Annotated in this window: 14 protein-coding genes; 6 read left to right on the top strand and 8 right to left on the bottom strand. The window is 62.0% G+C overall.

Features of this window, described 5'->3' with window-relative positions; all coding sequences use genetic code 11:
* Positions 1 to 7 precede the first annotated feature (7 nt).
* Together LQ232_RS22315 and LQ232_RS22310 are read left to right on the top strand one after the other, a co-directional pair.
* Entirely contained in the window at positions 8 to 679 is a 672-nt protein-coding gene (locus LQ232_RS22315; protein WP_230182597.1) for a dienelactone hydrolase family protein, read from the top strand.
* Position 680: 1 nt separating this feature from the next.
* On the top strand, positions 681 to 1334 hold the full coding sequence (locus LQ232_RS22310; protein WP_230182596.1) for a phosphoribosyltransferase: 654 nt from the start codon (positions 681 to 683) through the stop codon (positions 1332 to 1334).
* Positions 1335 to 1570: 236 nt separating this feature from the next.
* On the opposite strand, the gene LQ232_RS22305 is transcribed toward LQ232_RS22310, so the two are convergent.
* Positions 1571 to 2077 carry a CBS domain-containing protein gene (locus tag LQ232_RS22305; protein ID WP_230182595.1) on the bottom strand — a complete coding sequence of 169 codons (507 nt, stop codon included), beginning with the start codon at positions 2075 to 2077 and terminating at the stop codon, positions 1571 to 1573.
* A gap of 267 nt (positions 2078 to 2344) precedes the next feature.
* On the opposite strand from LQ232_RS22305, the gene LQ232_RS22300 reads away from it, so the two are divergent.
* Positions 2345 to 2620: a hypothetical protein gene (locus LQ232_RS22300; RefSeq protein WP_230182594.1), complete on the top strand. Its 276-nt coding sequence runs from the start codon at positions 2345 to 2347 to the stop codon at positions 2618 to 2620.
* Positions 2614 to 2928 (top strand): YSC84-related protein, encoded by a 315-nt coding sequence (locus LQ232_RS22295; RefSeq protein WP_230182593.1) that lies wholly within the window; start codon positions 2614 to 2616, stop codon positions 2926 to 2928. Before LQ232_RS22300 ends, LQ232_RS22295 begins: the two co-directional genes overlap by 7 nt.
* A gap of 14 nt (positions 2929 to 2942) precedes the next feature.
* On the opposite strand, the gene LQ232_RS22290 is transcribed toward LQ232_RS22295, so the two are convergent.
* Positions 2943 to 4010 (bottom strand): fatty acid desaturase, encoded by a 1068-nt coding sequence (locus LQ232_RS22290; protein WP_230182592.1) that lies wholly within the window; start codon positions 4008 to 4010, stop codon positions 2943 to 2945.
* A 417-nt stretch (positions 4011 to 4427) separates the two neighbouring features.
* Between LQ232_RS22290 and LQ232_RS22285 the strand changes: the two genes are divergently transcribed.
* Positions 4428 to 4802 carry a metalloregulator ArsR/SmtB family transcription factor gene (locus LQ232_RS22285; protein ID WP_230182626.1) on the top strand — a complete coding sequence of 125 codons (375 nt, stop codon included), beginning with the start codon at positions 4428 to 4430 and terminating at the stop codon, positions 4800 to 4802.
* The gene (locus tag LQ232_RS22280) at positions 4799 to 5176 is read left to right on the top strand and encodes a TIGR01244 family sulfur transferase (RefSeq protein ID WP_230182591.1); all 378 of its coding nucleotides are present in this window, start codon (positions 4799 to 4801) and stop codon (positions 5174 to 5176) included. The genes LQ232_RS22285 and LQ232_RS22280 overlap by 4 nt, the downstream gene beginning before the upstream one ends.
* Positions 5177 to 5217: 41 nt before the next feature.
* Here the strand turns inward: LQ232_RS22280 and LQ232_RS22275 are convergent, their stop codons facing one another.
* The 6 genes from LQ232_RS22275 to LQ232_RS22250 all read right to left on the bottom strand — a co-directional run bounded on the left by LQ232_RS22275 (position 5218) and on the right by LQ232_RS22250 (position 12774).
* Complete coding sequence (locus LQ232_RS22275; RefSeq protein ID WP_230182625.1) at positions 5218 to 5343, bottom strand: cyd operon YbgE family protein; 126 nt, start codon at positions 5341 to 5343, stop codon at positions 5218 to 5220.
* 704 nt (positions 5344 to 6047) lie between these two features.
* Positions 6048 to 7319 (bottom strand): NAD(P)/FAD-dependent oxidoreductase, encoded by a 1272-nt coding sequence (locus LQ232_RS22270; RefSeq protein WP_230182590.1) that lies wholly within the window; start codon positions 7317 to 7319, stop codon positions 6048 to 6050.
* 73 nt (positions 7320 to 7392) lie between these two features.
* Positions 7393 to 8787 (bottom strand): TolC family outer membrane protein, encoded by a 1395-nt coding sequence (locus LQ232_RS22265; protein ID WP_230182589.1) that lies wholly within the window; start codon positions 8785 to 8787, stop codon positions 7393 to 7395.
* Positions 8788 to 8789: 2 nt separating this feature from the next.
* A complete protein-coding gene (gene trxC / locus LQ232_RS22260; RefSeq protein WP_230182588.1) occupies positions 8790 to 9230 on the bottom strand; it encodes a thioredoxin TrxC in 441 nt (146 codons plus the stop codon).
* A 19-nt stretch (positions 9231 to 9249) separates the two neighbouring features.
* Positions 9250 to 9459, bottom strand: a complete 210-nt coding sequence (locus LQ232_RS22255; protein ID WP_230182587.1) for a DUF2892 domain-containing protein — start codon at positions 9457 to 9459, stop codon at positions 9250 to 9252.
* A 30-nt stretch (positions 9460 to 9489) separates the two neighbouring features.
* Entirely contained in the window at positions 9490 to 12774 is a 3285-nt protein-coding gene (locus LQ232_RS22250) for an efflux RND transporter permease subunit (RefSeq protein ID WP_230182586.1), read from the bottom strand.
* Positions 12775 to 12799 lie beyond the last annotated feature (25 nt).

The raw sequence follows: 12799 nt of genomic DNA, 5'->3' as shown, positions 1-12799 counted from the left end.
AGGTGTCATGTTCAACCTGCTCCCCATGTCCATCGGGCCGCGGCAACTCGAAGGAGAACTGTGCCTGGTGACGCCCTCGCGCGGCATCGTGGTCTTCGCGCACGGCAGCGGCAGCAGTCGGCGCAGCCGCCGCAACAGGCAGGTGGCCGAGACCCTGCAGCGCAAAGGCCTCAGCACCTTGTTGTTCGATCTGCTCACGGACGAAGAGGCCGAGTACCGTGGCAATGTGTTCGACATTCCACTGCTCGCGCAACGGGTGATGGACGCCATCGATGAGCTGTCGCCTCACAAAGCCCAACCCATCGGCCTGTTCGGTGCCAGCACGGGCGCTGGCGCCGCCCTGGTCGCGGCGGCGCGCCGTCCGCAGGCGGTGCGCGCCGTCGTCTCCCGCGGTGGGCGTCCTGATCTTGCCGGAGACACCCTGGGAGAGGTCCTTGCCCCAACGCTTCTCATCGTGGGCGGGGCGGACACCGAAGTCATCGCGATGAACCGCGCGGCCCTCCAGCACCTGCGCTGCGAAAAGCGAATCGAGATCGTGCCCCGTGCCACGCATCTTTTCGAAGAAGCCGGCACCCTGGGCATCGTGGCGGAACTGGCAAGCGCATGGTTTCTCCAGCACCTTCGTCCACACGATGAAAGCTTGAGCGAGATCAAACCGCCGAATGACACAGGAGACTGACATGCTCTTTTCCGATCGCCTCGACGCAGCCGAGCAGCTCTCGCAAGCCTTGCAGAACTGGAAGGGGCATCGCCCCCTGGTCCTCGCGATCCCTCGCGGCGCCCTGGAAATTGGCCGAGTCCTTGCGGACCGGCTGGATGGAGAGCTGGATGTGGTGCTGGTCCGGAAGCTGCGGGCTCCCACATCGCCGGAGTTCGCCATCGGGTCTATCGACGAAAGCGGCTGGGTGTACATGGCCCCCCACGCCCATGCAGCCGGGGCGGATGAGCACTACATCAAGGAAGAAAAGCGCTTCCAGCTGGAACTGATCAAGGACCGTCGGAAGCGATACACACCCGATCGTCCGCTGATCGATGCGGCCGGGCGAATCGCAATCGTTGTGGACGACGGTCTGGCCACAGGCGCCACCATGGTGGCGGCCTTGCATGCGATCCGCACGCGCAAGCCGGCGAGGCTGATCTGTGCCGTGCCTGTCGCATCTCGCGACAGCCTTGAACTGGTGCGCCCACTGGCCAACGAGGTCGTCTGCCTGCATGCCCCCAGAGACTTCGGCTCCGTGGGACGGTTCTACCAGTCTTTTGAACAGGTTGAAGATGAGCAAGCGATACGGTTGTTGAATGAATCGGGTCGGGGCACTGCCGTAGGCGGCCGATAGGATGCTTCGTCCAGTCAGAAGACGCCATAACCCCGCACGTCCGGCGCGCCCCACTTCGCCGTCGGCCATTGGGTCAACTCGCCCTCTCCAGCCCGCCAAGGATGTTGAGCAGGGTCGACCGCCCACTGCTCGAGGGGCCGAGCAGAACAATGACTCGCCGCGAAAGATGACGAGGACTGCGGGCTGATCTGGATTGAATGCCATTGCCGCTTTCCATGGGCAATGGTGCGCACAGCCTAAGCCATGCCTGGGGTATTCAACGCGATCAGCAGTGGGGGTTGCAAAGGCAGGAACGTGTTGCGCTCTCGCACCTCGCGCTCCGTCCCCTTTTGCAAACACTTCACCATGTTTGACATTTCATCGGCCAGTACGGCCACCAGGTCGTCGAATGAAACCATCCCCACAACGCGCCGATCTGACTCGGTGACAAGGATCCGGCGAACACCGGCTGCTGCCATCACGGTCAGCGCATCGGCAATGCCTGAGTCGGCGGACACCACAACCAATTCTCGGCTGGCAATATCGCCAATCACTGTTTCTTCGGGATCCAGTTGACATGCCATTGCCTCAATGGTCAGGTCTCGGTCTGTCACCAATCCCACCGCATGAGGTTGGTCAACGCCGCCTGTGGTCACGACCAAGGCACCCACATGCTCCGAACGCATCAGCGAAGCGGCCTGCTGCAAAGAGGCCCCAGCGTCGATGGAAACAATGGATCGATTGCAAAGGTTGATCATGTTCATGAGAGGTCCTTCATTGACAACAAACATCGGACCACATCAGCGGCGGATCCGTGTCGCGATACAGACGATGGCTTGAACGCAATTCCACAGCCTTGACATGGCGCAAAAGAGCTTGAGGGAAGATCCGTTCCTTTGAGAACGCCGAGCCCTCCCCTCCCAATTGACTTTGCGCAAGTAGGGCGGTTCCGGCCAACCCAAATTCAATTCGGCTGCTGCGTCATTTGCAGTCGCTGTCTTCCATGTCCATCTCATACAAAGGAGGTCAACATGACCAACGCTGAAACTTTCACGTGCCGTGTGGCATTGCTGGGTGCCTTGCTCGCAAGTCCGTGCTTCGGGACACCTTCCTTCGCGCAGTCCGCAAATGCGGACGCCGCCACCGCCGAGCCAGCCGCCGACAAGGATGCGCGCATCGCCATGAAGCGCGTGAACGATGCGGTCGACATTGTCCGCACACTTCGATCCGATGCGAAACTGGACCGCCTTCTCCCAGCGTCGGGCTACAGGCGGGCGCGCAATCCGGGCCGGCCGTCCTCGTGCTGAACAGCAGCAAGGCGTTGAACCACTTCATGAAGCCTTCTGCTTTCTCGCTGAATGCCGATGCCGGCCTGACGATTGTGAACTGGTCCGTGGCCAGCTCCGATGCGGTCGGTGACATTGTGGCTTGGTCGTCCAACTCCGGACTCTTTGGCAACGCGGCGGCCGTGGGAGTCAGCAACCTTCGATTCAGCAAAAACCAAACCAACGCCTTTTACGGCCAGAAGACTGGACTTGACGAGCTTCTTGCCGGTCGCGTGAAAGCGGGTAAGGCGGACGCTCTTCGGCAAGCGCTCACCACCGCTGCCCGCTAGGCTTGAGCGCGCTTCTACGGGGACAAGGACGCCTGCCGATAGGTGACCATGCGCTGCAGGCGTTCGTCCCATAGATTCGAGCGAAAACAGGCCACGATTTCCCTCGGTGCAAGGGAAGTCGTGAGGGGAGATTGAAGCTCTGGTATGGCCGCCATGGCCTCGGGCAGGCGATAAAAAGGGATGCGCACGTTGAGATGATGGATGTGGTGATACCCGATGTTTCCGGTGAACCACTGCATGATTCTGTTCAGACGCATGTAGCTGGACGACACAAGTGCTGCTCGGTAGAAAGTCCAGGACGCCGGTGACAGTATCTGCATCCGCTTGAAGCTGTGTTGAGCAAAGAACAGATAGCTGCCCAGCATGGTGGCCACAAACATCGGAAGAATGACGACGAAGAATGCCATGTGGACACCACCTAACACCCACAGCAGGGCGATCAGGCCACCATGCGCCAGCAGAGCGAACGCGGAGTCCCAATGGCTTTTCGGGCTCCGCAGAAATGGCAGAAGGCACAGGCTGATCATGAAAATCGTCAGGTAGCCGAACAGCACGGTCAAGGGGTTGCGGCTGGCCCGGTATTTGAGTCGCTGTGCCAGCGAAGCCTCACGCCACATGCACGTGGTGATGATTGGAAAAGAGCCGATGGCATCGGCAGCGATTTGTCCCACGTGGCCATGGTGATGGTTATGGGTTTGCTTCCAAGACCGCGGGGGCGACAAGGCCACGCATCCATAGACGGAGAACAGCAACGAGGCAAGCCGCGAATCGCGCAGTATCGCCCCATGCAAGAAGTCGTGATAAGTGATGAATGCCCGCACCATCAGCAAGCCAGCGAGGATAGAGGATGCCGTCCGAGCAGGCCACCAGCGCACGACACCGGCGCAGACCAAGGCTGCAAACAGAAGCACGAAGGTCGAGATCACCAGCCAGCGACTCTTGCCCCGGGATTCCTCGGCAAAGGGCCGCGTCGCCAACAGAAGCGCCTTGCCAATCCGCACATCGGCGCTGTGCTCAGGGAGATCTGTTTTCCCCAAGGAAGTGGCCATCGTTTCCACTTTGATTGAATGGTCAACAACCATGAATTTCCCCTATCTGCCCAGGCCACGCGCACATCGACTCGGCAACGTTCCATGCGGGCAGAGAAAAAGCAAAATATGCGCATCTCTGAAATGCGGCATTGACCTGGGTCAAGCACATTCGCAACACGCAAAATCCTCTTCAATGTGAGGAGCTCGGTGCCGTGCAATGCGTCGACGGGGTGCAAGGGCCTCTTCATGGGTTGCTTCGCAAGAGGTTTGCGAGCATCGGATATGCCGTGTTGCCTCAGAGTGCATTGATAGGAAGCTTGGGATAACGTGCCATTGGCTTCGGCCGGAAGCAAGTGCCCGGCGCGGACAGCTTGGGCATCCCAAGGGTCGCATCCCTGGCTGGCGCAGCGCCACGAAAGCCGCCTCCGTCACTCCGTCACCGATGTGAATGTTTTTGTGTCCGTTGCACTGCCACAGCGTCGTCAGCATCGGGGGGCCCTGCAGGTGGCAGCAGAAAAGGCGTGCTCACTGCTCAAGGTGCTGGCCAACGCCGACCGGCTCGTGCTTCTGTGCCGTCTCGCACAGGGAGAGTTCTGCGTCGGCGAAATGGAAGAGGACCTGGGCATCCGCCAACCCACCTTGTCGCAACAATTGACGGTGCTGCGCACCGAAGGCCTGGTCGACACCCGGCGTCAGGGCAAGCACATCTATTACAGGCTGATCAGTGAAGACGCAGAAGCCGTGATGCACGTTCTGCACAGCCGCCTGTGTGGCGCGAAGCTTGCTCAGCCATCGCCGCCAACCAACATTGCCCCTCAACGCAAAGCAAGGAGCAAACCATGACTTTGAGCGTCCCCACCACCGCCTTGTGCCCCGAGTTCACCGTGTGCGGTCAAATTTCGGTCGCAGACGTGGCCGTGTTTGCCAGACAGGGCTACAAGAGCATCATCAATAACCGCCCGGACGGCGAAGGCGGACCTGAGCAACCCCGAAGCGCTGACATCGAGGCAGCGGCAAAGGCGCATGGCCTGCGCTATGTGCACGTGCCCGTTCCCAGTCCGATGCTGACCCCCACTCAGGTAGAGGCGTATCGCCAGGCTTGCGCAGACCTCCCCCATCCCGTGGTGGCATTTTGCAGATCAGGCGGTCGGGCCAGCGCGTTTTTCCAGGCTTGCGGTGGCCAAGTCGGCCAAAGAAAATCAAATTTGGGCTCGTAGCATTGGCCACAATGCCTGATTGCCCCTGCAAGTTGCTCACCTCAATGCAACCACATTAACCCGGCCGCTGCCAGCAAGGCTGCCGCGCATGCCCAGCCAGAAAAAAGCACCCGCCACAGCCAGTAGCGCGGGACAAAACCCAACCCGCGAATGAACCCCGTGGACATGGTCACGAAAGGCACAAACATCGCGAACGAAAGCCCACCACAGGCCCGCTAGCACCAGCAGATTGATCAGCACGGCGATGACGAGATGGCGCAAAAGGCGTCGTTCACCTTGAGTCATGGTTCAGTATTCACATGCTTCAGACCAAGATGCATGCGCCGATTGACATCCCTCAAATGAAATGCATAAAAAATCAATCGAGAATTTGTTCGCAGCTTTTCCTTGCGCTGGCGCAAATCCGCCGTCAGTTCTAGGCAGCTATCGTGAGCCTTCCTCAATCCTTTATCAGGAGCTCACAATGAAACGGGTACGACTGATGACGCTCGCGTCTGCTATCGCTCTGGCTGCGGGATATGCCCACGCCCAGCCCGGCCAAGGCATGGGATCGGGCCAGGGAGCAGGCCCCACGGGTTCGGGGCCTGCGGCAAGCGCCACGGGCATGGGGCCCGGTGCTGGGCGTGGCGCGATGCGCTGGGGATCGGACAACACGCCGGGTTGGTCATTGATGACATCGGAAGAACGCGCTCAACATCGGGAGAAAATGCTGTCGATGAAGAACCAGGATGAATGCAAGGCCTACATGGCAAAGCACCATGAAGAAATGGCAGCCCGGGCCAAAGCGCGCGGTGTCAAGGTGCCGATGATGCCCCGAAGAGATCCATGTGCAAGGCTCCCACAATGAGCAAGGCCGCGTGCCCCGCCTCCCTCATTTCTCCAGGCGCTCAATGCCCAAGGCTTTCAAGACGTACTTTTCGTACACCGGCTCGGAGTTGCCGGTCTTCATCTTGTGCATGAAGTACTTCTCGAAGGCCACCTTGGCCAGGTGCACCCACTTGCCCTTCTTGAACCAGTTCACATTTCTTGGCGGGATCTGGGGCAGCGCCACAAAAGCAGCACCTGTGTCACCCATGTCGGCCAGACAGATGGCATTCCACGTGCCCTTGGTACGAGGTGCCTCGCCCGCCAGTTCAGCGGCGATGTTCTCGACGATCGCCGTCACCATCGTTTCGATCATGTAGCCGGTCTTGGGTGCCCCGGTGGGCACCGGCGTCCGCTCGACCGGGGGAATGGCCACGCACACACCGGCGGCGTAGATGTTGGGGTACTTGGGGCTGCGCTGGTACGCATCGATCAACACGAAGCCACGCGGGTTGCAAAGCCCATCCACGCTGGCCACGGCGTCGACCCCTTTGAAGGCCGGGATCATCATCGAGAACTTGAATGGCAATTGATGCTCTTTGTACACCTGACCGTGATCGTCCAACTGGGTGACATGCATGACGCCGTCTTCGACTTTGGTCACTTTCGCATTGGTGATCCACTTGATGTCGTTGTTGCGGAACTCTGACTCCAGCATGCTCTTGGAGTCACCCACCCCACCCAGCCCCATGTGCCCCACATACGGCTCCGAGGTCACGAATGTCATGGGCACCTTGTTGCGCAGCTTTCGACGGCGAAGGTCTGTATTGACGATGAAACTGAATTCGTAGGCCGGGCCGAAGCAACTGGCGCTGGGCATGGCACCCATCACCACAGGGCCTGGATCATCCAGAAAACGCTGGTAGCTGGCCCAGGTGCTTTCGGCGTGGTCAATGGTGCAGATGGAGTGCGTGTGCCCCGCGGGTCCGGCGCCCTCCACCTCGTCAAAGGCCAACTTGGGGCCGGTGGTGATGACCAGGTAGTCGTAGCTCAGTTGCTCACCATTGGCGAAGCTCAGCTTGTTGCCTGCGGCATCGATCTGGCTGACGGGCTGGCCGACAAACTCGATGCCTTTGCGCGCCAGACGCGGCCGGATCTCGAACGTGGTTTCTTCACGCTTGCGCCATCCCACCGCCACCCAGGGATTGGATGGAACGAACTGAAAGGTCTCGCTGGCATTGACCACCGTGATGCGGTGTCCGGCACCGAGCTTGTTGCGCAACTCATAGGCGGCGGGCATGCCGCCTGTTCCTGCGCCCAGTACAACGATGTGCTTCATGGTCCGTCTCCTCAGCCCCGCTTCTGAAAGGCCACTTGCGCTGGGGTTGGGGCAAGTGGTCTGTGTCAACGCATCACGGCAAGCCCTGTTCTGCCAATGCCTGGTTCACATCGCGCAGCACTGCCTCGTCCAGGCCGCCGCAAGCCGCGGCCAGGTTCAAGCGCCCCAGCAGCACCGCATGGCGGGCCTGCTGCAAATTCACATCGACCGTCTGCACCTCGCGCTCGGCGTCGAGCAGGTCCAGCACGGTGCGGTCACCCACTTCGAAGCCTGTGCGGCTCGCATCCAGACGCTTGCCCGCGGACAAACGCGCCTGCGCCAGTGCCCGCACGCGTGCCACGCCGGTGCTCACGGCCAGCCAAGCTGCGCGGGTCTGTCGGCTCACTTCGATGCGGACGGCCTCGCTGTTCGACTGGGCCTTGTCGGCCAGGGCGATGGACTCCCGCTCTTGCGAGGACCGCATGCCGCCGGTGAACAGAGGCACATTGAGCTGAACCCCGACCCAGCGCGTCGCCGAGCTGCTCCTGGCGTTGTCAGACCCGCTCGCATAAGGCCCGTTACCCTGGATGCGGTCGTCGCTGGCCCTGGCCACCAGGTCCAAGGTGGCACCAGCCAGCGCCCCGTGCCGGGCCACATCGGCGCGGGCCAGTTCGGCGGCCAGGCGCGCCTGCAGCACCTGAGGGTTGTCAGCCTGTGCGCGCGCGAGCCATTCGTCCAGCGGCGCGAGCGTTTGAGCCAGATCGGCGGACGTTGGCAGATCGACCGCCTGCTCCGCAGGAAGGCCCGTGATGTCGAAGTAGGCAGCGTTGCTCAGGTCCAGCGTGTCTTGTGCAGCGAGCACCTGTGCCGCCACCATGTCTTGCCGGGCCTGGGCATCGTGCACCGCGGTCACCGGCACGCCGCCTGTCTGGAAACGCTCTGTCGCTTCGCCCAGCGCCCTCCCGGCGGCGGCTTGTTCGCTCTGGGCAGCCTTCAAGGCTGCGCGAGCGCCCAGCACGTCAAAGTGGGCCTTGCTCACCTTCAGGATCAAAGCTTGCTGAGCCTGGTGCCACTGCACATCAGCCAGTTGAGCCTGCAACGTCAACTGGCTAGACGACGCGGTGCGATCCGCATTGATCAGGGGCTGTTGAAGCATCAGGCTCCACCCTTGAGCCCGGCCGCTGTCCACGTTGGTTTTGAAAGCCACGTCAGATGAAGCTCCGAAGCCTGGCGCTTCAAAGCTGGCCCCGCTGGTATGGGTGGTTTGTGATGCCCAACCCAGATTGGCGCCGGCCACGACGGCAGGCCTCCACAAGGCCTTGGCCTGATCGGACTTGCTCTGCCCTGCGTCCCGTCCCGCACGGGCTGCCGCGTAAGTGGGGTCGTGCGCCGCCGCTGCGTGCCAACCGGCCAGCAGGTCCTGGCCAGCCTGTGCGCCGCAAGCGGCCATCAGCAGGCCGACACCCAAGGCCACATGACGACATCGCATGGTCAGACTCCCTTCTTGGCCGAAGCCAGTTGCGTGTCCACCCACTGCAGCAATTGCGTCGCCGACATGGCACCCGATGCGCGAGCGATCTCTTCGCCCCCGGAAAACAGCGCGATGGTGGGGATGCTGCGCACGCGGTGTCTCATGGAGGCCTGGGGGCACGCATCGCTGTCCACCTTGACAAAGCGGACCCCGGGACGCTGCGCCGCAGCCTGGGCAAAATGCGGGGCGAACGCTTTGCAAGGCCCGCACCAATCGGCCCAGAAGTCCACAAGCACGGGGGCTTCGGTCTTGGCCAGATAGGCAGGCAGGGTGTCGTCACGCAGAGCCACTGGCGATGTGGGGGCCACCTCGGCGCCACAACGACCACAAACAGGGTGTTCGCTCATGCGGTCCCGCGGTACACGGTTGGTGGCGCCACATTGAGGGCAGACGATGTGCATGTTGAGTCCCTCGTTGTGATCAATTGGCCGCGGGCACACCCAGTTTGCGCAGGATGCGCTCCATCAGGCACCAGCGGGTGAAGCCGCTTTGCAGCAGGTTCAGGCCGACGAAGGCGGTGAACCACAGCCACATCGGACTCTGGAACAGGGGGCTGCCCTGCGCACCCAAAGCCAAAGAGAGGAGCACGAAGGTGCCAGCGATGACACGGGTCAGTTGCCAGGAGGTCATGGTGTTTCCTTTCGAACAAGAAAGCAGGACTCAAGCACCGTGGCGATGCCGGTAAGTGCGGAAGTACAGCAAGGGGATGACCACCAGGGTCAGCACGGTGGACACCAGGATGCCGAAGATCAGCGAGATGGCCAGACCGTTGAAGATGGGGTCGTCCAGGATGAAGAAGGCACCCGCCATGGCCGCCAAGGCCGTCAGCGCGATGGGCTGCGCACGGGTGGCCGCCGAGCGGATCACCGCCTCGCCAAAGGCCACGCCATCGCGCACCTGCAATTCGATGAAGTCGACCAGCAAGATGGAGTTGCGCACGATGATCCCGGCCAGCGCGATCATGCCGATCATCGAGGTGGCCGTGAACTGGGCGCCCAGCAAGGCGTGGCCAGGCATGACGCCGATGATGGTCAAAGGAATGGGCGCCATGATGACCAACGGCGTGCGGTAGGAGCCGAACTGAGCCACCACCAGCAGGTAGATCAGGATGAGGCCCACGCCATAGGCCGCGCCCATGTCACGGAAAGTTTCGTAGGTGATCTGCGATTCACCATCCCACTTCAAGGACACTGCCCGGTAAGGGTCGGTAGGCTGGGTGGTGAAGAACTCTTGGATGCGCCCGCCGGCCACATCCAGCTTGGCGATGTCGCCGCGCGTGCCAGCCAGGCCGTAGAGCGGGCTGTCCAGCCCCTCTACCTCACCGGTCTTCGCATCAGGCACGCCAGCCATGTCAGCCATCACCATGTTCACGGGCAGCAGGTCCTTGTGCCAGATGGGCTGGTCTTGCATGGTCTGCACGGTATGCACGAGTTCGGCAATCGGCACCAGCGCCCCGCTGTTCGAGCGCACGGCCAGCTTCAGCATCTCGCTGGTATCGCCTTGTGTACTCACAGGCAGGCTCAGGTGCAAGGGAACAGGGTACTTGGCCTGGTTGTGCAGATAGCTCACATCCTCACCGGCCAGGCCTGCACGCAAGGTGGTGACGATGGCCGACTGCGGCACGCCCAGCATGGCGGCCTTCTCGCGGTCCACCACCAACAGTTGCTTAGGTGCCGTGGCGATGTCGGACGAATCCACATCGACGATGCCCGGCGTCTTGTCGAACACGCCACGCACGGCGCGCGCAGCGGCCAGGCGAGCGGCGTCGCTGGGGCCATAGATCTCGGCCACGATGGGCGACATCACTGGCGGTCCAGGCGGAACCTCCACCACCTTGACACGGCCACCATTGGCCATGGCGATCTTGTGCAATGCTGGCCTCACCCGCATGGCGATGGCATGGCTTTGCTCGCTGCGATGGTGCTTGTCCACCAAGTTGACCTGGATGTCACCTACTTCGCCACCAGCACGCAGGTCGTACTGGCGCACCAAGCCGTTGAAGTTGATCGGAGCTGCGGTGCCGGCATAGGCCTGCCAGTCACTCACCTCGGGCACCTTGGCCAACTCGGTCGACATGGCCTGCAACACGCTGGCGGTGCGCTCCAAAGGCGTGCCCGCTGGCATGTCGAGAACAACCTGGAACTCCGATTTGTTGTCGAAGGGCAGCATCTTCAACACCACCAGTTGCCCCACGGGCAGCGAAATCGACAAAGCAATCAGGCCCAGGATGCCCACCCACAGCTTGATGCGGTTGGCATGTCCCCTTTGCCGGTCCAGAAATGGTATGAACAGCTTGGTGAAAAACGGTAGCAACTTGCCGGTCAAACCACCCGATCCATGACCTTCATGCGATGCACCAGGACTGACCTTCAGCCAACGGTTTGACAACCATGGTGTCAGGATGAAGGCGATGGCCAGGGAGATCAGCATGCCCATGGAGGCGTTGATCGGGATGGGGCTCATGTAAGGGCCCATCAATCCACTCACAAAGGCCATGGGCAACAAGGCCGCGATCACCGTCAAGGTGGCCAGGATGGTGGGCCCGCCCACTTCATCGACAGCGGCGGGGATGACCTCCTGCAAGGGCCGCCCCGGCTTGAGCAGCATGTGGCGATGGATGTTCTCCACCACCACGATGGCATCATCGACCAGGATGCCAATGGAGAAGATCAGCGCAAACAAGGACACCCGGTTGAGCGTGAACCCCCATGCCCAGGATGCGAACAAGGTGGCCGTGAGCGTCAACGCCACCGCGATGCCCACGATGGCCGCCTCGCGTCGGCCCAGCGCGATGAACACCAGCGCGACCACCGAGGCCGTTGCGAACAGCAGCTTCTGGATGAGCTTCTTGGCCTTGTCGTTGGCCGTTTCGCCGTAGTTGCGGCTGACGCTGACCTCCACCTCGGCCGGCACCACAGTATTGCGCAACTCGGCCACACGCGCGATCACGGCTTGCGCCACGTCCACGGCGTTTTCGCCTGATTTCTTGGTGATGGCCATCGTGACTGCGTCGGCCTCCAGCGGTGTCCCCCTCTCGCTACGCTGGCCAAACCACACATGCCGGGCAGGCGGCAAGGCCCCATCGCTCACGCGCGCCACATCTCGCAGGTAGACAGGGCGGCCACTGCGCGCAGCGACCACGAGGCTCGCCACCTCGTCGGCGTTGGACAGAAATGAGCCCGATTCGATCGCGACGGACTGGTTTTCGGCGATCGTCTCGCCCAAGGGCAAGCCCAGATTCGCTGACTGCAGCACGCCCCGAAGGTCCGCCACCGTGACGCCTGAAGACCGCATGCGCCCGGCGTCCAGTTCGACATGGATCGCGCGCCCTGGGCCGCCCACTGTGCTCACGTCACGGGTGCCGGGCACGCGCTTGAGTTCAGCCTCCATGGCATGGGCCACGCGCTCCAGGTCATAGGCAGTCGGCGTGTTGCCGCCTGACGCCGTCTTGCCGTGCAGGGTCAAGGAGACGATGGGCACATCGTCAATGCCCTTGGGGCGAATGATAGGCTCGCCCACCCCCAACTGCGGCGGCAGCCAATTACGGTGTGCGGCGACCGTGTCATGCAGACGAACAATGGCCTCGGTGCGGGGCACACCGACCTTGAACTGCACGGTGAGCATGGCCACACCGGGACGCGACACCGAGACCACATGCTCCACCCCTGGCATCCGGGAGAACACCTGCTCCGCAGGCCCAGCCACCGACTGCTCGACTTGCTTGGGCGACGCGCCTGGGAACGGCACGATGACATTGGCCATCGTGACGTCGATCTGGGGCTCCTCTTCGCGCGGCGTCACCATCACGGCAAACAGCCCCAGCAGCAAGGCCACCAACGCCAGCAAGGGCGTGATGCGCGCCGTCAGGAAGAAAGCGGCGATGCGGCCCGACACGCCCATTCGCGCTGGCGTGCCGTTGACGGGATCGGGATTCGGGTGGGTCATGGCGATGTCCCGTTCAGTGCCAAGC

The sequence above is a fragment of the Aquabacterium sp. CECT 9606 genome, assembly GCF_918741295.1.
Lineage (GTDB): Bacteria > Pseudomonadota > Gammaproteobacteria > Burkholderiales > Burkholderiaceae_C > Aquabacterium.
Note: the sequence above shows the minus strand (reverse complement) of the source record. Positions and strands in the feature narration are given on the sequence as shown.